The sequence below is a fragment of the Cupriavidus sp. OTU4054 genome, assembly GCF_038440175.1.
GTDB classification, from domain to species: domain Bacteria; phylum Pseudomonadota; class Gammaproteobacteria; order Burkholderiales; family Burkholderiaceae; genus Cupriavidus; species Cupriavidus pauculus_D.
In genome coordinates this window covers 1-18820 of sequence record NZ_JASATF010000032.1, presented here as the reverse complement: position 1 = coordinate 18820, position 18820 = coordinate 1, and the positions used below count along the sequence as shown (strand labels likewise).

General features: G+C 66.2%; 17 protein-coding genes. 6 read left to right on the top strand and 11 right to left on the bottom strand.

All coding sequences use genetic code 11. The features are described from left to right. Nucleotides 1–47: 47 nt before the first annotated feature. The 5 genes from holA to AAHB16_RS27775 all read right to left on the bottom strand — a co-directional run bounded on the left by holA (nucleotide 48) and on the right by AAHB16_RS27775 (nucleotide 5916). Complete coding sequence (holA, locus tag AAHB16_RS27795) at nucleotides 48–1106, bottom strand: DNA polymerase III subunit delta (protein WP_342052520.1); 1059 nt, start codon at nucleotides 1104–1106, stop codon at nucleotides 48–50. A gap of 10 nt (nucleotides 1107–1116) precedes the next feature. Further along, the gene (locus AAHB16_RS27790) at nucleotides 1117–1632 is read right to left on the bottom strand and encodes an LPS-assembly lipoprotein LptE (protein ID WP_150370725.1); all 516 of its coding nucleotides are present in this window, start codon (nucleotides 1630–1632) and stop codon (nucleotides 1117–1119) included. Between the two features lie 36 nt (nucleotides 1633–1668). Beyond that, a complete protein-coding gene (gene leuS / locus AAHB16_RS27785; RefSeq protein WP_150370724.1) occupies nucleotides 1669–4290 on the bottom strand; it encodes a leucine--tRNA ligase in 2622 nt (873 codons plus the stop codon). A gap of 85 nt (nucleotides 4291–4375) precedes the next feature. Next, entirely contained in the window at nucleotides 4376–5173 is a 798-nt protein-coding gene (gene dapB, locus AAHB16_RS27780; protein WP_342052519.1) for a 4-hydroxy-tetrahydrodipicolinate reductase, read from the bottom strand. A gap of 95 nt (nucleotides 5174–5268) precedes the next feature. After that, nucleotides 5269–5916 (bottom strand): outer membrane protein assembly factor BamE, encoded by a 648-nt coding sequence (locus AAHB16_RS27775; protein ID WP_342052518.1) that lies wholly within the window; start codon nucleotides 5914–5916, stop codon nucleotides 5269–5271. Nucleotides 5917–6120: 204 nt separating this feature from the next. Here AAHB16_RS27775 and fur point away from each other — a divergent pair, with 204 nt between their 5' ends. Further along, complete coding sequence (fur, locus tag AAHB16_RS27770) at nucleotides 6121–6552, top strand: ferric iron uptake transcriptional regulator (protein WP_150370721.1); 432 nt, start codon at nucleotides 6121–6123, stop codon at nucleotides 6550–6552. Nucleotides 6553–6643: 91 nt separating this feature from the next. On the opposite strand, the gene AAHB16_RS27765 is transcribed toward fur, so the two are convergent. Continuing rightward, the gene (locus AAHB16_RS27765; RefSeq protein ID WP_150370720.1) at nucleotides 6644–7636 is read right to left on the bottom strand and encodes a LysR family transcriptional regulator; all 993 of its coding nucleotides are present in this window, start codon (nucleotides 7634–7636) and stop codon (nucleotides 6644–6646) included. A 309-nt stretch (nucleotides 7637–7945) separates the two neighbouring features. On the opposite strand from AAHB16_RS27765, the gene AAHB16_RS27760 reads away from it, so the two are divergent. Further along, nucleotides 7946–8551, top strand: coding sequence for a flavin reductase family protein (locus tag AAHB16_RS27760; RefSeq protein ID WP_342052517.1), 606 nt, complete (start codon nucleotides 7946–7948; stop codon nucleotides 8549–8551). 47 nt (nucleotides 8552–8598) lie between these two features. Here AAHB16_RS27760 and gap read toward each other — a convergent pair whose 3' ends face one another. Both gap and tkt read right to left on the bottom strand, forming a co-directional pair. Beyond that, entirely contained in the window at nucleotides 8599–9597 is a 999-nt protein-coding gene (gap, locus tag AAHB16_RS27755; protein ID WP_150370718.1) for a type I glyceraldehyde-3-phosphate dehydrogenase, read from the bottom strand. 30 nt (nucleotides 9598–9627) lie between these two features. Further along, the gene (gene tkt / locus AAHB16_RS27750) at nucleotides 9628–11664 is read right to left on the bottom strand and encodes a transketolase (protein WP_191002167.1); all 2037 of its coding nucleotides are present in this window, start codon (nucleotides 11662–11664) and stop codon (nucleotides 9628–9630) included. 225 nt (nucleotides 11665–11889) lie between these two features. Here tkt and AAHB16_RS27745 point away from each other — a divergent pair, with 225 nt between their 5' ends. The 3 genes from AAHB16_RS27745 to AAHB16_RS27735 are packed head-to-tail and all read left to right on the top strand — an operon-like array spanning nucleotide 11890 to nucleotide 13720. Continuing rightward, nucleotides 11890–12324, top strand: a complete 435-nt coding sequence (locus AAHB16_RS27745; RefSeq protein WP_150370717.1) for a VOC family protein — start codon at nucleotides 11890–11892, stop codon at nucleotides 12322–12324. Next, nucleotides 12324–13073, top strand: a complete 750-nt coding sequence (locus AAHB16_RS27740; RefSeq protein WP_342052516.1) for a 16S rRNA (uracil(1498)-N(3))-methyltransferase — start codon at nucleotides 12324–12326, stop codon at nucleotides 13071–13073. The genes AAHB16_RS27745 and AAHB16_RS27740 overlap by 1 nt, the downstream gene beginning before the upstream one ends. 35 nt (nucleotides 13074–13108) lie before the next feature. Continuing rightward, a complete protein-coding gene (locus AAHB16_RS27735) occupies nucleotides 13109–13720 on the top strand; it encodes a YidB family protein (RefSeq protein WP_342052515.1) in 612 nt (203 codons plus the stop codon). Between the two features lie 81 nt (nucleotides 13721–13801). Here AAHB16_RS27735 and AAHB16_RS27730 read toward each other — a convergent pair whose 3' ends face one another. From AAHB16_RS27730 to AAHB16_RS27720, 3 genes are all read right to left on the bottom strand, one after another. Beyond that, entirely contained in the window at nucleotides 13802–14410 is a 609-nt protein-coding gene (locus AAHB16_RS27730) for a barstar family protein (protein WP_342052514.1), read from the bottom strand. Next, complete coding sequence (locus tag AAHB16_RS27725) at nucleotides 14407–14847, bottom strand: ribonuclease domain-containing protein (RefSeq protein ID WP_191002166.1); 441 nt, start codon at nucleotides 14845–14847, stop codon at nucleotides 14407–14409. Before AAHB16_RS27725 ends, AAHB16_RS27730 begins: the two co-directional genes overlap by 4 nt. Before the next feature lie 202 nt (nucleotides 14848–15049). Further along, a complete protein-coding gene (locus AAHB16_RS27720; RefSeq protein ID WP_150370713.1) occupies nucleotides 15050–17374 on the bottom strand; it encodes an NADP-dependent malic enzyme in 2325 nt (774 codons plus the stop codon). Between the two features lie 234 nt (nucleotides 17375–17608). Here AAHB16_RS27720 and thiL point away from each other — a divergent pair, with 234 nt between their 5' ends. Next, nucleotides 17609–18622 carry a thiamine-phosphate kinase gene (gene thiL, locus AAHB16_RS27715; protein WP_342052513.1) on the top strand — a complete coding sequence of 338 codons (1014 nt, stop codon included), beginning with the start codon at nucleotides 17609–17611 and terminating at the stop codon, nucleotides 18620–18622. The last annotated feature ends 198 nt before the right edge of the window (nucleotides 18623–18820 follow it).

Sequence of the window (18820 nt, the reverse complement as noted above, 5' to 3'; positions counted from 1 at the left end):
GGTCGTGCAGTCTTGTGGGGAACGGAGGTGCCGATCGTCGCTAGCGGCTAGCGCGCAATCGACAGCGCAAGCTGCTGCAGGCCGTCCCATGGCTCCGCGGGCAGGCTCGCCGCCGCGCCCGGCGGCAGGTCCGGCAAACCCTTGACCTGCCGGTCGAGCCTCGCGGCCAGCGCCAGCGCGGCTTCGAGCTGTGGCATCGACAGCCGCTGGGCCGCCTGCGGCACGAGCCGCTCGCGCGGGCCCCAGACGCGCAGCTCGCGCATCAGCACCGGCGCCGGCTTGCCGGCCGCCAGCCCTTGCCGGACCTTGGATAATACGCGAATTTCCTCGGTCAGCGCCCAGAGCACCAGCACCGTCGCCTCGCCCTCGCCGCGCAGCCCCTCGAGCATGCGCACGAGCCGCGGCACGTCGCCGGCGAGCATCGCCTCGGACAACTTGAACACGTCGTAGCGGGCCACGTTGAGCACCGCGTCGTGCACCTGATCGAACTTGAGCTCGCCCGGCGGATACAGCAGCCCGAGCTTCTGGATTTCCTGATGCGCGGCAAGCAGGTTGCCTTCCACCTTGTCCGCGATGAACTGCAGCGCGCGGCGTCCGGGCTCGCCGCCCTCCACGCGCTGCTGCTGCAATGCCAGCCGCTCGCCGACCCAGGCCGGCAGGCGCGTGCGATCGACGGTATCGACCTTGATCGACACCCCGGCGCCCTCGAGCGCCTGGAACCATGCGGACTTCGACGTCGCGAAATCGACCCGCGGCAGCGTGACCAGCATCAGCACATCCGGCGACGGCTGCGCGGCCACCGCGCGTAACGCCTCGCCGCCATCCTTGCCGGGCTTGCCCGACGGAATCCGCAACTCGACGATCTTGCGGTCGCCGAACAGCGACATCGACTGCTGCGCCTCGACGAGCTGGCTCCAGTGAAAGCCGCGCTCGGCCACGAGCACGTCGCGCTCGGTATAGCCCGCGTCGCGCGCGGCACGGCGCAGCCGGTCCACCGCCTCCAGCACGAGCAGATGCTCGTCGCCGTGCACGACGTAGAGCGGCGCGAGGCCCTTGGCCTGGGCCTGCTTCAGATGGCCATCGAGGCCGTCGAGCCGAAGCTGCATCGCGTAACCGTCAGGCCGACTTGATCGCCGCGAGGCGGCGCATCAGCTGCTGCACGATGTCGCGCTGCATGTCGCGATAAAGCTGCTGCTCTTCGTAGTCCTTCGCCAGCACGGCCGATTCGTTGTACGTGATATCGCGCGTCAGCAGGATCGTCGAGGGCGGAATCAGTTCCTTGCCCGACTGGTCGCGCACGCGGAAGCTGAAGCGCTGGCTCAGCCGGTATTCGCGCACCACGCCTTCGGTCGTGATCGACAGGATCGCGCGGCCGCGCGTGTCGCTCAGCACGTCGAGCAGCGCGTCGGCCTGCTTCGGATCCTCCACGATGATCGTGTCGGAGCCGCCGAGAATCGTGCGGCGCAGGTCGGCGCCCATCGGCGAATTGGGCGGAATGCCGACGTACAGCTTCTTGAACGCGAAGTCGGCGGTGCCGCGCATGTGGAAGCCGCAACCCGCCAGACCGGCGGCCATCGCAGTGGCGAGCGTCGAGGCAAGAACGAGTCGGCGGCGCAGGTTCGGTCGGGTCATGGCTTGGCGGATTCCTTCAATGATCGGCGATGGCCGTTACAGCACCACGTTCACGAGGCGGCCCGGCACGACCACGATCTTCTTCGGCGTGGCGCCCGCGGCAAACTTGGCGACGGTCTCGCTCGCGGCGGCCATGGCCTCGATGGCGGCACGGTCGGCATCGGCCGGCACCGTCAGGCTGCCGCGCACCTTGCCGTTGACCTGCAGCACGAGTTCGATCTCGCTGCGCACGAGCGCGGTTTCATCGACCTGCGGCCAGGCGGCATCGAGCAGCTCGCCCGATTCGCGCGCATAGCCGAGCTCCTGCCACAGCGCATGCGCGATGTGCGGCACCACCGGGTACAGCACGCGCAGCAGAATGCCGAAGCCTTCGCGACGCGCGGCCGGCGAGGCGCCCTTGGCACCCTCGAGCGCGTTCAGCATCTTCATGGTCGCGGACACGACCGTGTTGTACTGGATGCGCTGGTAGTCGTAGTTGGCCTGCTTGAGCACGGTATGGATCTCGCGGCGCAGCGCGGCGTCGTCAGCCGCCGGTGCGGCACCCGTCGCCGCGCCGATCGCCTCGCCATTGGCGTGGCCGTAGGCCCACACGCGGCGCAGGAAGCGCGATGCGCCCTCCACGCCCGAACCGCTCCACTCCAGCTGCTGCTCGGGCGGCGCGGCAAACATCACGAACAGACGCGCGGTATCGGCGCCGTACTGGTCGATCAGCGCCTGCGGGTCGATGCCGTTGTTCTTCGACTTCGACATCTTCTCCACGCCGCCGATCACCACGGGCTGGCCGTCGGCCTTGAGCGTCGCGCCGACGGGGCGGCCACGGTCGTCCAGCTTCACGTCCACGTCGGCCGGGTTGTACCAGAACTTCTTGCCGCTCGCGTCTTCGCGGTAGTAGGTCTCGTTGAGCACCATGCCCTGCGTGAGCAGGTTCGTGAACGGCTCGTCGAACTTCACCAGCCCGAGGTCGCGCATGACCTTGGTCCAGAAGCGCGCGTACAGCAGGTGCAGGATCGCGTGTTCGATACCGCCGATGTACTGGTCCATCGGCATCCAGTAATCGTTGCGGCCATCGACCATCGTCGTCGCGTCCGGGCACGTATAGCGCATGTAGTACCAGCACGAGTCGATGAACGTATCCATCGTGTCGGTCTCGCGGCGCGCGGGCTTGCCGCACGACGGGCAGGTGCAGGCCAGGAAGCGCTGGTCCTTCGCAAGCGGATTGCCCGTGCCGTCCGGCACGAGGTCCTCGGGCAGCACGACCGGCAGGTCCTTTTCGGGCACCGGCACCACGCCGCAGCTGTCGCAATGGATGAGCGGAATCGGCGTGCCCCAGTACCGCTGGCGCGAGATGCCCCAGTCGCGCAGGCGCCACGTCGTCTTCTTTTCGCCGAGGCCCAGCGCGGCGATATCGGCGGCAATCGCTTCCACCGCGGCCTGATACCCGAGGCCGTCGTACTTGCCGCTATGGATCAGCGTGCCGTGTTCCTTGTCGCCGTACCAGTCCTGCCACGCTTCGGTCGAGTATGCCTGGCCCTTGACGTCCACGACCTGGCGGATCGGCAGGCCGTACTTGCGCGCGAACGCGAAGTCGCGCTCGTCGTGCGCGGGCACGCCCATCACGGCGCCGTCGCCGTAGCTCATCAGCACGTAGTTGCCGACCCAGACTTCCACCTCGTCGCCAGTCAGCGGATGCGTGACCTTGAGGCCGGTGGGCATGCCCTTCTTCTCCATGGTCGCCATATCGGCTTCCATGACCGAGCCCATCTTGCATTCCTCGATGAACGCGGCGAGCTCGGGATTGGTCGCGGCCGCATGCGCGGCCAGCGGGTGTTCCGCGGCCACCGCGCAGAACGTCACGCCCATGATCGTGTCGGCACGCGTCGTGAACACGTACAGCTTGCCGTCCTGGATCGGCTGGCCGTCGGCACCCGCGATCTTGTGCGGGAACGCGAAGCGCACGCCCACGCTCTTGCCGATCCAGTTCTGCTGCATCACCTTGACGCGCTCGGGCCAGCCCAGGCCATCGAGATCGCCGAGCAGTTCCTCGGCATAGTCGGTGATGCGCAGGTAGTACATCGGGATCTCGCGCTTCTCGACCACCGCGCCCGACCGCCAGCCGCGGCCGTCGATCACCTGCTCGTTCGCCAGCACGGTCTGGTCCACCGGGTCCCAGTTCACGGTGCCGGTCTTGCGGTAGGCAATGCCGCGCTCCAGCATCTTGAGGAACAGCCACTGGTTCCAGCGGTAGTAGTCCGGGCTGCACGTCGCCACTTCGCGCGACCAGTCGATCGCGAGACCCATCGACTGCATCTGCTTCTTCATGTAAGCGATGTTGTCGTAGGTCCAGGCGGCTGGCGCCACGCCGTTGTTCAGCGCGGCGTTCTCGGCGGGCATGCCGAACGCGTCCCAGCCCATCGGCATCAGCACGTTATGGCCGTTCATGCGCAGGTAGCGCGCCATCACGTCGTTGATCGTGTAGTTCCGCACGTGGCCCATATGCAGCTTGCCCGACGGGTACGGCAGCATCGAGCAGGCGTAGAACTTGTCGCGCGCCTTGCCGTCGGGGCCCGTCGCGTGTTCCGACACCCGATAGGCATCGGTGGCCTGCCAGTGCTGCTGGGCGGCTTGTTCAACGGCGGACGGAAGGTATTTGTCTTGCATGATCGGGACGGAATTCAGGGGTGATGCGAAAGCAACGATTATACGTTTGCGCGACCGGGCTGGCGCCCGGCATCCCGCGCCACGCTTATTTCAGGCCGAGCACGTCCTGCATGTCGTACAGGCCGTTCGGCTTGTCCGCGAGGAAACGCGCCGCGCGCACCGCGCCATCGGCATACGAACGGCGGCTCGACGACTTGTGGCTGATCTCGATGCGCTCGCCGATGCCCGCGAACATCACGGTGTGATCGCCGACGATATCGCCGCCACGCACGGTCGCGAAGCCGATCGACTGCGGATCGCGCTCGCCGGTGTGGCCTTCGCGCGCGTACACCGCGCACTTCGACAGATCGCGGCCCAGCGCGTCGGCAATGACCTCGCCCATGCTCAGCGCCGTACCCGAGGGTGCATCGACCTTGTGGCGGTGATGGGCCTCGATGATCTCGATGTCGTAGCCCGTGGACAGCAGCTTCGCGGCGGCCTCGAGCAGCTTGAACGTGACGTTGACGCCCACGCTCATGTTCGAGGCGAACACGACGCCGATCTCCTTCGCGGCGTCCGCCAGCGCGGCCTTGCCCGCGGCGTCGAAACCGGTCGTGCCGATCACCATCTTCACGCCGAGGCGGCGCGCCACCTCGAGGTGCGCGAGCGTGCCCGCCGGGCGCGTGAAGTCGATCAGGCAGTCGGCCCCCTTGAGGCCGGCCTCGATATCGGACGTCAACAGCACGCCGGTCTGGCGGCCGAGCAGCAGGCCGGCATCCTGCCCAAGCGCCGCCGATCCCGGCACATCGAGGGCCCCCGAAAGGGTGACGCCCTCGGTGTCGAGGACATGTTCGATCAGCATGCGGCCCATGCGGCCGGAAGCGCCTGCGATGGCGATATTCATGGCGGTATCAGTAAGTGGGGCTGTGGAGGATGCAAAAGCCGGTCCGTGCGGACCGGCTTCCAGCGATGCGGCGGCGGCGGCGCGCCGGAGCGACGTTAGTTGACGGGCTTGACGACCACGCCCGTATCGGCGGCCGCCGGTGCCTCGGAAGTCTGCGGCGATGCCGCGGCCGGGGCGGCCGGCGCGGCGGCAGGGGCCGATGCGTCCGTGGCGGGCACGGGCGCCGATCCATCCGACGACGGCGCCGGCGCGACCTTCGGCGCCACCGGTTCATCCGTATTCCGGCCGGTCAGGATCTTGCCCACGGTCTGGTTCTTCTGCACAGCCTTGAAACCGTCGATTTCCGCGATCAGTTCGTATTCCGACGGCAGTTCGTCGCCGCCGAACTTCACGAGCTTGTCGTCCTGGAAGAACACGGTATAGCGGCGTTGCTGCACCACGGGCGTGCTGCCGCGGCGGAACGAGAACACGTAATCCCAGCGGTTTCCGTGGAACACGTCGGTCAGCAGCGGCGTACCGAGCAGGAAGCGCACCTGGTCGCGCGTCATGCCTTCCCGCAATTGCGAGGCGGCTTCGCGAGACACGAAGTTGCCCTGCACGATATTGATACGGTACGGCGTGATGGCGTTGGCCACCTTGCGCGAGGTGCTGTCATATGCCGAGCAGGCACCCACCAGCATCGTGGCGGCCAGCAGGGAAGTCACCAGCGTCGGTCGCATGGCGGTCGAACGGTTTGAACGCATGTCTCTCGCTTCAAAGCTTCAAAAAAGGAGGGGGTGGGCCGTGTGACCTGAGCGCGCGTCGCTTCGCCGCGTCGAAGGCGGCGGATGCGGCGGGCCCGGCACGGCGCGCCATGACCGGCGGCGGTCTGGGCACCGAGGCGACTTTTGTCGCCAAAACCCTTATGATTCAGCTATCCAGACATTGTACTCTAGGGAGTCACGCCCATGCCGAGTCCGGCGGACCTCAAAAATATAGGCCTCAAGGCGACCGTCCCCCGCCTGAAGATTCTTGAAATCTTCCAGACCAGCGAACAGCGCCATCTGAGCGCGGAAGACGTCTACCGCATCCTGCTCAACGAGCACATGGACATCGGCCTCGCCACGGTCTATCGCGTCCTCACCCAGTTTGAACAAGCCGGCCTGCTGTCGCGCAACAACTTCGAATCGGGCAAGGCCATTTTTGAACTCAACGAAGGTAAGCATCACGATCACCTGGTGTGCCTCGATTGCGGCCGCGTCGAAGAATTCTTCGACTCCGAGATCGAGAAACGCCAGCAAAGCATCGCGCGCGAGCGTGGCTTTGCCCTGCAGGAACACGCGTTGTCGCTCTATGGCAACTGCACGAAGAACGAGTGCCCTCACAAACCCAAAAGATAAGCTGTGGCGCCGGCCATGACCGGACGCCCATGCAACGAAAAACCGGCGCCAGGCGCCGGTTTTTTTATGGTTTCACCGCAAATGCCCGTGCTCAGGGCTCCTGCGGGATGTCCTGCTCCAGCACCGCACGCTGCGCGCGCGATACCTGGGGCAGTCCCACGAACTCTCCCACCACCTGACGGAACAGGCCACGCGCCCACACCAGCATCGGATGCGTATTGCGGCTGCGGTGCCAGAACATGTTCAGGCCCAGCATCGTGTTGAGTTCGGCCGGCAACGGGAACGCCTTGAGGCCGTAGGTTTCGCAAGCCATGTCCTTCGTCAGCGCGTTGACCGTGAAAATCATGTCGGTCTGGGCCGCGAGTTCGGCCTGCGCGCGCCACGAGTGAACGGTCAGCGTGGCATTGCGCTTGAGCCCGCGCTGCTGCAGCGCGTAGTCCAGCGGAATCAGCGCCGGCGCCGGACGGCCCGCGCCCCCCGAATGGGCCATGAAGATATGGCTGCAATCGAGGTACTGCTCGAGCGTGCATTCGGACTTCAGCAGCGGATGATTCTTGCGCGCGCAAACCCACAGGTTCAGCGACGTGACCATCTCCTCGACGATCTCGGGATGGCGGGTCGGGAACGGCGAGAACGCGACATCGAGTTCGTTCGCGCGCATCGATGCCACGTCGGCTTCCCACGAATGGGATTCGACGAGGCGGATATGGAGATCCGGGGCCATCTGCTTGATGCGCAGGACAAACCGGTTGAAGACCGTGTCGCCCAGTTCGGCGGCAAACCCGATGCTCAGGGTGCCCGTGGCCACAGCCGGGTCGAAATTGTCGGCGTCGCCCTCGTTGATCGAGGACCAGAGATCCAGCATGTCGCGGATCTTGGGACCGAGCTCGAGCGCGCGCGGCGTCGGCGTCAGCCCGTGCGGCACGCGGATAAAGAGCGGATCGTCGAAGATCTCGCGCAGACGGCCCAGCGAATGCGACACGGCCGGCGCGGTCATGTGCATTTTTTCCGCCACATAAGTGGCGTTTCTTTTGCTTAGCAGCTCGGTAAAGATAACGAGCAGCTTGGTATCAACGTTCACCATGATCAGGCCCGGTCCATGCTCGATACATTAATTGCGAAATTTCATTCGCGAGATTCGCGTCGTCGATGGCCCCACCATTTGCTCTGGCTGCACATCAGATGTCAACAGATTCTTCTAGTGTAAGAGGAAAAAACTGCCTCGGAAAGCAAATTCAGCATTTCTTGCACTCTCGCGGCGGGCTTTTTGATCTGCCTTTGACATGATCACGACAGATTATGTCGAAGTCTGACTTTATGACGCGGTTTTTGCCTTGTGGCTATAGTAGATGCCCTAATGCCGACACTTCTTACGGCGTAAGCCGTTTTCCCCATGTCCAGTTTCCGCGCCCCTGTCGAACTCGCCAAAGCCTACCGGCTGCTCAACCACGGGCCGACCGTGCTCGTCAGCGCGGCCCACGGCGGGCAGCGCAATATCATGGCCGCGGCCTGGGCCATGCCGCTCGATTTCGCGCCCCCCAAGGTCGCCGTGGTGCTCGACAAGTCCACGTGGACGCGGCAGCTGCTGGAAGCCAGCGGGACCTTTGCGCTGCAGGTGCCCACGGTCGCGCAGGTCGATATCACCGAAGCGCTCGGCTCGAGTTCGGGCCAGGCGCTCGCCAGCCAGCAGACCGACAAGTTCGCCGCCTATGGGCTGCAGACGTTTCAGGGCGATGTGATCGATGCGCCGCTATTGGAAGGCTGCGCGGCGTGGCTCGAATGCCGGCTCCTGCCCGAGGCCGCGATTCAGCAGACCTATGACCTGTTTCTCGGCGAGGTGATCGCCGCCCATGCCGATACGCGTGTCTTCAGCGCGGGCCGGTGGCATTTCGAGGGACAGGACGAACTCAGGACCATTCACCATGTGGCGGGCGGCCATTTCATCGTCGATGGCGCCGCCGTCGATGCCCGACCGCTGACACCGCGCGGATCGCAATAAAAAAAAGGCGCGGAATATTCCGCGCCTTTCTTATCGGGTGACGACGATTACTTCGCCACCACGCGAGCCATCTCGAGCACCTTGTTCGAGTAGCCCCATTCGTTGTCGTACCAGCTCACGACCTTGATAAACGTCGAGTCCAGCGCGATGCCGGCTTCGGCGTCGAAGATCGACGTACGGGCGTCGCCGCGGAAGTCGGTCGCGACGACCTTGTCTTCCGTGTAACCCAGCACGCCCTTCAGCGCGCCGGCGCTCTGCGACTTCATCTCGGCGCAGATTTCTTCGTACGTGGCCGGCTTCTCGAGCTCGACGGTCAGGTCGACCACCGACACGTCCGAGGTCGGCACGCGGAACGACATGCCGGTCAGCTTCTTGTTCAGCACCGGGATCACCTTGCCCACGGCCTTGGCCGCGCCCGTCGACGACGGGATGATGTTCTCGAGAATGCCGCGGCCACCGCGCCAGTCCTTGTTCGACGGGCCGTCCACGGTCTTCTGCGTGGCGGTGGTGGCGTGCACGGTCGTCATCAGGCCGCGCTTGATGCCCCACTTGTCGTTCAGCACCTTGGCGATCGGCGCCAGGCAGTTCGTCGTGCAGCTGGCGTTCGAGATGATCGCTTCGCCGGCATACGTTTCGTGGTTCACGCCGTACACGAACATCGGGGTGTCGTCCTTGGACGGGGCCGACATGATCACCTTCTTCGCGCCCGCGTCGATGTGCTTCTGCGCGCCTTCCTTCGTCAGGAAGATACCGGTCGACTCGACCACCACGTCGGCACCGATCTCGCCCCACTTCAGCTCGGCCGGATCCTTCACGGCGGTCAGGCGGATCTTCTTGCCGTTGACGACCAGCGTGTTGCCATCGACCGACACCTCGCCGTCGAAGCGGCCGTGCACCGAGTCGTACTTCAGCATGTACGCGAGGTAGTCCGGCTCCAGCAGGTCGTTGATGCCGACAACTTCGACGTCCTTGAAGTTGGCGACGGCCGCGCGGAATACCATGCGTCCGATACGGCCGAAGCCGTTGATGCCGATCTTGATGGTCATGTCTATCTCCAGTTGAATCGATAAAAGCGCTTACTGGGCCAGCGTGGCACGCACCGTATCGGCGACGTTCTCCACGGTGAACCCGAAATGCTTGAACAGCACGCCGGCAGGCGCCGACTCGCCGAAGGTGTCGATACCGACCACAGCCTGGACCTGGTACTTCCACCAGAAGTCGGTCACGCCCGCTTCCACGGCGACGCGCGGCACGCCGGCCGGCAGCACGCTCGCCTTGTAGGCGGCGTCCTGCTTGTCGAACACCGTCGTCGCGGGCACCGAGACCACGCGCACGTGGATGCCGTCGATCGCGAGCTGGTCGGCCGCGCCGACCGCGAGGCCGACTTCCGAGCCGGTGGCCAGGATCACGGCGTCGGGACGCTTCGTACGCGGGTTCTTGCCGTCGCGGAGCACGTAGCCGCCGCGCGCGATATTGGCGCGCGTGGCATCGTCACGCTTCTGGAACGGCAGATTCTGGCGGCTGAAGATCAGGCAGCTCGGACCGTCCTCGCGGCGGATCGACTGGGCCCAGGCCACGGCCGTCTCGGTGGTGTCGGCCGTACGCCAGACATCCATGTTCGGAATCAGGCGCAGGCTGGCCACGTGCTCCACCGACTGGTGGGTCGGACCGTCTTCACCGAGGCCGATCGAGTCGTGCGTGAACACGAACAGCGTGCGGATCTTCATCAGCGACGCCATGCGCAGCGCGTTGCGGCTGTAGTCCGAGAACGTCAGGAACGTGCCGCCGTAGGGAATGTAGCCGCCGTGCAGCGCCACGCCGTTCATGATCGCGCTCATGCCGAATTCGCGAACGCCGTAGTTGATATGGTTGCCCCATGCGTCGGCGCGCACGGCCTTGCTGCCCGACCAGTTGGTCAGGTTCGAGCCGGTCAGGTCGGCGGAGCCGCCCAGGAACTCGGGCAGCACGGGGCCGAAGGCCTCGATCGTGTTCTGGCTGGCCTTGCGCGTGGCAATCGTCTCGGCCTTTTCTTCGCACTTGGCGATAAAGGCGTCCACCGCGGCGTCGAAGCCCTGCGGCAGCTCACCGCGCATGCGGCGGCTGAATTCGCCGGCTTCGTACGGATGCACTTCGGCGTAGGCGTCGAACAGCGCGTTCCAGGCCTTTTCCAGCGCGCTGCCGGTCGCCTTGGCGTCCCACGCCGTGTACACGTCTTCGGGCAGCTCGAACGGCGCGTGGGCCCAGCCCAGCGCCTCGCGCGTGGCGAGGATTTCCTGGCCGCCCAGCGGGGCGCCGTGGACGTCGTGGCCGCCGGCCTTGTTCGGCGAACCCTTGCCGATCACGGTACGGCAGCAGATCAGCGTCGGCTTGTCGCTGACCTTGGCCTGCGCGATCGCCGCATCGACGGCAGCCACGTCGTGGCCATCGACCGCGCGGATCACGTTCCAGCCGTAGGACTCGAAACGCTTCGGGGTATCGTCGGCGAACCAGTGCACGACGTCGCCGTCGATCGAGATGCCGTTGTCATCCCACAGCGCGACGAGCTTGTTCAGCTTCAGCGTGCCGGCCAGCGAGCAGGCCTCGTGGCTGATGCCTTCCATCAGGCAGCCGTCGCCGAGGAACACGTAGGTGTGGTGGTTGACGAGGTCGAAACCGGGGCGGTTGAACTCTTCGGCAAGCAGGCGTTCCGCCAGTGCCATGCCGACCGCGTTCGTGATGCCCTGGCCCAGCGGGCCGGTCGTCGTCTCGACGCCCGGGGTGATGCCGTATTCGGGGTGGCCCGCGGTCTTGCTGTGCAGCTGGCGGAAGTTCTTCAACTCGCTGACGGGCAGGTCGTAGCCGGTCAGGTGCAGCAGTGCGTAGAGCAGCATCGAGCCGTGGCCGTTGGACAGCACGAAGCGGTCGCGGTCGGCCCAGTGCGGGTTCGCCGGATTATGCTTCAGATGGCGGCTCCAGAGCGCCACGGCGATGTCTGCCATGCCCATCGGCATGCCGGGGTGGCCGGAATTGGCCTGCTGCACGGCATCCATGGCGAGCACGCGGATTGCGTTGGCCATCAGCTGGGCGGGCTGGGAAGCGTAGGGACTAGTGGCGGGATGTGCGAGGGCAGACATGCGGGCGGAAACCTGGCGGCGGGAAAACCGCAATTTTAGCAGAAGGAGGCGTTCCGCCAGACCGCCCGCCAGCGGTTCCGGGCGGTTTCCGGACGCTCGCGCGCATAGCGCGGCGCCAAGTGCCGAGTTGTCATCCGCGCGCGGGCCCGCCGGGGGCCGCGACAGCGGCGGCGCGCCCGCGTAACATGTGCCTGCCCTACTGAGGAGACCTTCGCGGAGACCATCATGACCAGACCGCCCAATACGCCCTGGCTCACCCCCTACCTGACGGTCGCCAGCGGACGTGCCGCGCTCGATTTCTACAGCCGCGCGTTCGGCTTCACGGCCCACAACGTCCTCGACGAGAACGGCGTGCCGACGCACGCGGAAATGCATTACCAGGGCCAGCTCGTGGTGATGTTCGCGCCCGAGGGCGCCTGGGGCAGCACCGCGCGCACGCCGCGCTCGCTCGGCGTGGAAGCGTCGCAGACATTCTACGTGTACTGCGAGGACGTCGATGCGATGTTCGCGCGCGCGATCGCCGCGGGCGCCACCAGCGTCATGCCGCCCGCGGACCAGTTCTGGGGCGACCGCTACTGCATGGTCGAGGACCCCGACGGCTATCGCTGGGGCTTCGGCAAACACCTCGCACAACCCGACAACCCCCGCGATACCCCCTGATGCCTCCCCGTTTTTACGTCGAAGCGGCCCTCGCCGCCGACGCCATGCTGGAATTGCCCGAAACCGTCGTCCGCCATGCGCAGGTGCTGCGTCTGGCGCCTGGTGACGCCGTGACCCTGTTCGACGGCCACGGCGGCAGCCACGCGGCCACGCTGGTCGAGCTCGGCAAGCGCCGCGCCGTGGTCCAGATCGGCGCGCACGATGCCGCCGAAGCCGAACTGCCGTTCCGCGTCACGCTGGCGCAGGGCCTCGCCGGCGGCGACAAGATGGACTGGCTGATCGAGAAAGCCGTGGAACTCGGCGTCTCCGCGATCCAGCCGCTGCAGGCCCACCGCTCGGTGGTAAGGCTGAACGGCGAGCGCGCGGCAAAGCGCGAGGCGCACTGGCAGGCGCTGATTGCCGCGGCCTGCGAGCAATGCGGCCGCAATCGCTTGCCGGCGCTCGCGCCGGTAGCTACCGTGGAGGCATGGCTTGCGGCCCCGCCCTCGCCCTCGCCGCACGCGCGGCTGCTGGTATCGCCGCGCGCCACCGCGTCGCTGCCGGCGCTCGCGGCGGCGGAGCGCGAGGCCTGGCTGGCCGGCGGCGTGACGCTGCTGATCGGCCCGGAAGGCGGGCTGGCGCCCGAGGAAGAAGACATGGCACTGCGCGCGGGCTTCACCGCGGTGTCACTGGGACCGCGCATCCTGCGCACCGAAACCGCCGGGCTGGCCTGCCTGGCGACGCTGAACGCCGTGCTCGGCGGATTTTGACGGCCTCTCCGTTACTCACCTGCAAGGAGTCGATCATGGGACTACTCGATAGCGTACTCGGTGGCGTGCTGGGCCAATTAGGCGGCCATCAGGGCGACGCGCAAGGCAATCAGGGCGCCGGCGGGCTCGACCCGAAGATCATGATGGCGCTGGGATTGCTGGCGATGCTGGCCATGCGCAACAAGGGCGGCGGCGACGCGGGCGCCGCGGACGGCGCAACGGCGGGCGCTGCTGGTGGATTGGGTGGTGGATTGGGCGGTGTGCTGGGAGGCATGCTCGGCGGCGGCAGCGCACCCGCGCCCGGCGGACTCGACCTCGGCTCGCTGCTGGGCGGCCTGCTGGGCGGCCAGGGCGAGGCGGCCGGCAGCGCGCAGGCCATGGGGGCCGCCGCGGGCGGCATCGGCGCGCTGCGCGACGTGCTCGCGCAGGCCGGACTGGGCCATCAGGTGGATTCGTGGATCGGGACCGGCAGCAACGAGGCGATCAGCCCATCGGAGTTGTCGAATGCGCTCGGCGGCAGCGGCGCGCTGCAATCGCTCGCCGAAACCACGGGGATGTCGCACGAGGATGTGGCGGCCAGTCTCAGCGCCGGGCTACCGGAGCTGATCGACCGGCTGACGCCCGACGGCCGCGTACCGGACGCCTGAGCGGCCGTCGCCGCAAAGCAAAACGCCCGCTTCAGGCGGGCGTTTTTGCATCGGCGGCGTAATCGGTAGCGTGCAGCGTCATCACGCAAACGAGTAGAAGACGCGGAACTGCACCTTGCGCTCGCCCCAGAACTCGGCGGCGTCGCGGAACACGTCGAGCAGGACCTCGCGCGCTTCCTTGTCGAACTTCTGCGCGATCGGCAGGCCTTCCAGCACGATCACGAAGCCCGGCTGAGGGCCGGCCTTGTGGATCATGTCGGTCAGGCAGTCCGACAGCGCGTCGAAATTCTTGCCGAAATGCTTCGGGAACAGGAACTCGGTAGCGATCGTCTCCAGGATCTCCGCCTTGCTCTGGCAGTTCGCGCAGTTCGCATAGAGGAAATGCTGGTCGAGGGCAGCGGCCGCCTGGGCCAGCTCGGGCACGCGGAACGCGCGGATCGACTGGACGATGTTCGGGCGCACCGTCTTGAACAGGTTCATGGCTCCCTCGTTGGTGCCGTCTTCGGACCCGGGCACCACGATCGGCGCGCATGCGGGCGGTAGTCCGTGCGTGAGCTCTTGTCGGGGCATCATCAGCACATTGTCGTAGAGGTTCTGGGCCTGATGCTGGGCCCGATGCCAGCCATCTCCGGCGCCGCGCTCGTCGCGGGCGGCAAGGGCGTCGCCCAATCCGAAAATGTCAGTCGTCATTTGGTTATCCGTTTGAAGCTGTTGTAGTGGTCTTCCGTGTAATAGCAATCGTTGGCGGCGCGTTGATCACCACCGCATACGATGCGCTTTGCTCCCCGGTTCCGGCTATTCGTCTTGACGGTGTACTCGCGGTAATACCCGCGCGATTGCTGGGGCAGGATGCGTTCGTAATTGCCGAACCGCGATCCATCCTTGTCATACGGGAACGGTCCGCCGGATTGAATACGTTCCAGCGTACGCTGCGCCTCGTTGGGCAACTGCTGCACGGCGATGGTTCCCGCCATGCCCGCCGCCACATCCGACTGCGCCTGCCTGGCCATGGCGTCCAGCGGCGCCAGCGAGAACGCGGCGCCGAAGGTCACCGAAGCGGCCAGCGAAGCCGCCAACGAAGCGCGTAGCACCAACCCTGACAATGCGTGGGCCAGCCTTCTCGCCATCGTGGGGACTCCGCCAGTATTCAAAGGCGTAAGGTTACGCGTCCGGCGCGGATTAATCAATCCCCGCAGGGGTGGCCGCCGGAATTCTTCAATTGTTTCAATATGTTATTGATATGTGTGCACACACTTACATTGCAACCATTACACAATGAAAAAGCCGGGCGGACCCGGCTTTTTCATACGGCTGTGCTGAAAGGCGTGCTTAGCGCTTGGCGGCCGCGTCGACGACCACGAGGGACGTCATGTTGACGATGCGGCGCACCGTGGCGGATGGGGTCAGGATATGTACCGGACCGTTCACACCCAGGAGGATGGGACCGATCGCCACGTTGTTCCCCGCGGCAACCTTCAGCAGGTTGTACGAGATATTCGCCGCGTCGATGTTCGGGCAGACGAGCAGGTTGGCCTCGCCGCTCAGCGCGCCATCCGGCACCAGCGAATCGCGCAGCTTCTGGTCGAGCGCGCTGTCGCCGTGCATTTCGCCATCGACCTCGAGATCCGGCGCGCGATCGCGCAGGATCTTGAGCGTGTCGCGCATCTTGATCGCCGACGGCGAATCCGACGAACCGAAGTTCGAATGCGACAGCAGCGCGACCTTCGGCTCGATGCCGAAGCGCTTGAGCTCCTCGGCCGCCATGATCGTGATCTCGGCCAGCTGGTTCGGCGTCGGATCGATATTGACGTGCGTGTCCACGAGGAAGATCTGGCGGCCCGGCAGGACCAGGCCGTTCATCGCCGCGTACACGCAGTGCGTGCCGCCCAGGACCTGGTCGATGTAACGCAGATGCGCGGCCGTGTTGCTCACGGTGCCGCAGATCATGCCGTCGGCCTCGCCCTTCTTGATCAGCATCGCGCCGATCAGCGTGGTACGGCGGCGCATTTCCAGCTTGGCGTACTGCGGCGTGATGCCCTCGCGCGCCATCATCTTGTAGTACGTCTCCGAGTAGTCGCGGAAACGTTCGTCGTGCTCGGGGTTCACCACCGTGAAATCGACGCCCATGCGCAGGCGCAGGCCGAAGCGTTCGATGCGGTGCGTCAGCACGGCCGGACGGCCGATCAGGATCGGGTTGGCCAGCTTCTCGTCGACGATGACCTGCACCGCGCGCAGCACGCGTTCTTCCTCGCCCTCGGCGAAGACGATGCGCTTGCGCTCCATCTCCACCTTGCGCGCGGCCGCGTAGATCGGCTTCATCAGCGTGCCCGAGTGGTACACGAACTGCTGCAGCTGCAGCTTGTAGGCGTCCATGTCCTCGATGGGACGCGCGGCCACGCCGCCCTTGGCGGCAGCCTCGGCCACGGCCGGCGCGATCGTGACGATCAGGCGCGGGTCGAACGGCTTCGGAATCAGGTATTCGGGGCCGAACGACAGGTCCTGGATCCCGTAGGCCGAGGCCACGACATCGCTCTGCTCCTGGCGCGCGAGCTCGGCGACCGCGTTGGCGGCGGCAATCTCCATTTCACGCGTGATCGTCGTGGCGCCGCAATCGAGCGCGCCGCGGAAGATGAACGGGAAGCAGAGAACGTTGTTGACCTGGTTCGGGTAGTCGGTACGGCCCGTGGCGATGATCGCGTCGGGACGGACTTCCTTGCACAGCTCCGGCATGATTTCCGGATTCGGGTTGGCGAGGGCCAGCACGAGCGGGTTCTCGGCCATGCCCTTGACCATCTCCGGCTTGAGCACGCCCGCGGCGGACAGGCCCAGGAAGATGTCGGCGCCATCGATGACTTCGGCCAGCTTGCGCTTGTCGGTCTTCTGCGCGAAGCGGGACTTCTCCGGATCCATCAGCTCGGTACGGCCCTCGTACACGACGCCGGCGATATCGGTGACCCAGATGTTCTCGAGCTTCATGCCCATGTCCACGAGCAGGTCCAGGCAGGCCAGCGCGGCCGCACCGGCGCCCGAGGCCACCAGCTTCACCTTGGAGATATCCTTGCCCACGACCTTGAGGCCGTTGATCACGGCCGCACCGACCACGATCGCGGTACCGTGCTGGTCGTCGTGGAAGACGGGAATCTTCATCCGCTCGCGCAGCTTGCGCTCGACGTAGAAGCACTCGGGGGCCTTGATGTCCTCGAGGTTGATACCGCCGAACGTCGGTTCGAGCGAGGCGATGATATCGACGAGCTTTTCCGGATCCTTCTCGTCGATCTCGATATCGAACACGTCGATGCCGGCGAACTTCTTGAACAGGCCGCCCTTGCCTTCCATCACGGGCTTCGATGCCGCGGCACCGATGTCGCCGAGACCCAGCACTGCGGTACCGTTGGTGATCACGGCCACGAGGTTGCCACGCGCGGTGTAGCGGAAGGAGTTGGCCGGATCGGCAACGATTTCCTCGCACGCGGCGGCGACGCCCGGCGAATAGGCCAGCGCCAGGTCGCGCTGGTTCGAAAGCGGCTTGGTGGGGGTAACGGAAATCTTGCCCGGCGTCGGAAACTCGTGATATTCGAGTGCGGCCTTGCGCAGCGCCTCACGCTGCTGTTGTTTCAGGTCGTCTTGGGACGGGGACTGCTGAGGACTTGTCATCTGCGCATCTTCCGATCGGTGGAGCCGCACGTGAATGTGACGGGGACCGAAGCGGGCCGGCTCCGTACCCGCTGTCTCTCTGTATAAGAGCCTCGCATTTTATATTGTGAAATATTATTTCACAATAAGCGTTTTACGCGGGGCAGCTTTGCGTTTCGGTACAATATGCCGCATGCCGCTGGGCTTGACCAGCCGTATTCTCCACGGCGCTCGACCCTCCCTGTCCCGAACGCCATGCCCCCTCCCGCCTCCCCTCCCGCCCCCGCTCTCGCCGCCCTTCCCCCCGATCGCTTATCCGAGTTCGACCTGATCCGCCGCTATTTCACGCGCCCGGTCCACAAGGCCGCGCTCGGCGTCGGTGACGACTGCGCGCTGATCGAGGGGCGACCCGGCCATCAGCTGGCGATCAGCACGGACATGCTCGTCTCCGGCCGGCATTTCTTTCCGGACGTCCCGCCGCGCTCGCTCGGCCACAAGGCGCTGGCGGTCAACCTGTCGGACCTCGCCGCGATGGGCGCGGAGCCGCGCGCCTTCACGCTCGCGCTCGCGCTTCCCAGCGCCGAAGCGCCGTGGCTCGCGGAACTCGCGGCCGGCATGCTGGAACTTGCCGATCTGCACGGTTGCGAGCTGATTGGCGGCGACACGACGCGCGGGCCGCTGACGCTGTCGATCACCGTGTTCGGGGACGTGCCGCCGCGCCAGGCGCTGCGGCGCGATGCCGCACGGCCCGGCGACGATATCTGGATCTCGGGCACGCTCGGCGACGCGCGCCTCGCGCTCGGCGACTTCCGCGGCGAATGGCTGCTGCCCGAACCCGATTTCACCGCGGTACGGCCGCGCATGGACACGCCGACGCCGCGCGTCGCGCTCGGGCTGGCGCTGCGCGGTGTTGCGCATGCGGCACTCGATATTTCGGATGGCCTCGTGGGCGACCTCGGACATATCCTCGACCGCTCGGCCGTCGGCGCATGGCTCGACGTCGATGCGCTGCCGCGCTCGGACATCCTCGCGAACCAGCCCGTGGACTGCCAGCGGCTGTGCACGCTGACCGGCGGCGACGACTACGAGCTCTGCTTCACGGCGCCGGCCGATGCGCGCGAGACCCTCGCGGGCATCGCCACGCGCCTCGGCCTGCCGCTGACGCGTGTCGGCGCCATCACGCCGGAGGCGGGACTTCGGCTCGTCGATCGCGACGGCAATCCCTGCCGGTTCGACGGCGCGGGGTTCGATCACTTCGCTTCGCCCTGACCGCGACTGCCGACCCCGCCGGTCGGACGTTACTGCATGACGGGGCGACGCAAGCCGTGTCATGATGCCGCCATGCGCGGCCCGCTTTCCTGCGGGCTGCCTGACAAAAACATTAGATACCGAGCCGATTTCAAGATGTCCGCCTACCCACCCGGGGGGCGGCCGCGCGGGGGCGGGGCCCCCCACCCCGACACGCCG

What these genes read in the sequence shown, in the direction of transcription:
- leuS (WP_150370724.1), bottom strand. Translation starts at nt 4,290, where the DNA reads ATGCAAGACAAATACCTTCCGTCCGCCGTTGAACAAGCCGCCCAGCAG.
- dapB (WP_342052519.1), bottom strand. Translation starts at nt 5,173, where the DNA reads ATGAATATCGCCATCGCAGGCGCTTCCGGCCGCATGGGCCGCATGCTG.
- AAHB16_RS27790 (WP_150370725.1), bottom strand. Translation starts at nt 1,632, where the DNA reads ATGACCCGACCGAACCTGCGCCGCCGACTCGTTCTTGCCTCGACGCTC.
- AAHB16_RS27775 (WP_342052518.1), bottom strand. Translation starts at nt 5,916, where the DNA reads ATGCGTTCAAACCGTTCGACCGCCATGCGACCGACGCTGGTGACTTCC.
- AAHB16_RS27765 (WP_150370720.1), bottom strand. Translation starts at nt 7,636, where the DNA reads ATGGTGAACGTTGATACCAAGCTGCTCGTTATCTTTACCGAGCTGCTA.
- tkt (WP_191002167.1), bottom strand. Translation starts at nt 11,664, where the DNA reads ATGTCTGCCCTCGCACATCCCGCCACTAGTCCCTACGCTTCCCAGCCC.
- AAHB16_RS27740 (WP_342052516.1), top strand. Translation starts at nt 12,324, where the DNA reads ATGCCTCCCCGTTTTTACGTCGAAGCGGCCCTCGCCGCCGACGCCATG.
- holA (WP_342052520.1), bottom strand. Translation starts at nt 1,106, where the DNA reads ATGCAGCTTCGGCTCGACGGCCTCGATGGCCATCTGAAGCAGGCCCAG.
- thiL (WP_342052513.1), top strand. Translation starts at nt 17,609, where the DNA reads ATGCCCCCTCCCGCCTCCCCTCCCGCCCCCGCTCTCGCCGCCCTTCCC.
- gap (WP_150370718.1), bottom strand. Translation starts at nt 9,597, where the DNA reads ATGACCATCAAGATCGGCATCAACGGCTTCGGCCGTATCGGACGCATG.
- fur (WP_150370721.1), top strand. Translation starts at nt 6,121, where the DNA reads ATGCCGAGTCCGGCGGACCTCAAAAATATAGGCCTCAAGGCGACCGTC.
- AAHB16_RS27720 (WP_150370713.1), bottom strand. Translation starts at nt 17,374, where the DNA reads ATGACAAGTCCTCAGCAGTCCCCGTCCCAAGACGACCTGAAACAACAG.
- AAHB16_RS27725 (WP_191002166.1), bottom strand. Translation starts at nt 14,847, where the DNA reads ATGGCGAGAAGGCTGGCCCACGCATTGTCAGGGTTGGTGCTACGCGCT.
- AAHB16_RS27760 (WP_342052517.1), top strand. Translation starts at nt 7,946, where the DNA reads ATGTCCAGTTTCCGCGCCCCTGTCGAACTCGCCAAAGCCTACCGGCTG.
- AAHB16_RS27745 (WP_150370717.1), top strand. Translation starts at nt 11,890, where the DNA reads ATGACCAGACCGCCCAATACGCCCTGGCTCACCCCCTACCTGACGGTC.
- AAHB16_RS27735 (WP_342052515.1), top strand. Translation starts at nt 13,109, where the DNA reads ATGGGACTACTCGATAGCGTACTCGGTGGCGTGCTGGGCCAATTAGGC.
- AAHB16_RS27730 (WP_342052514.1), bottom strand. Translation starts at nt 14,410, where the DNA reads ATGACGACTGACATTTTCGGATTGGGCGACGCCCTTGCCGCCCGCGAC.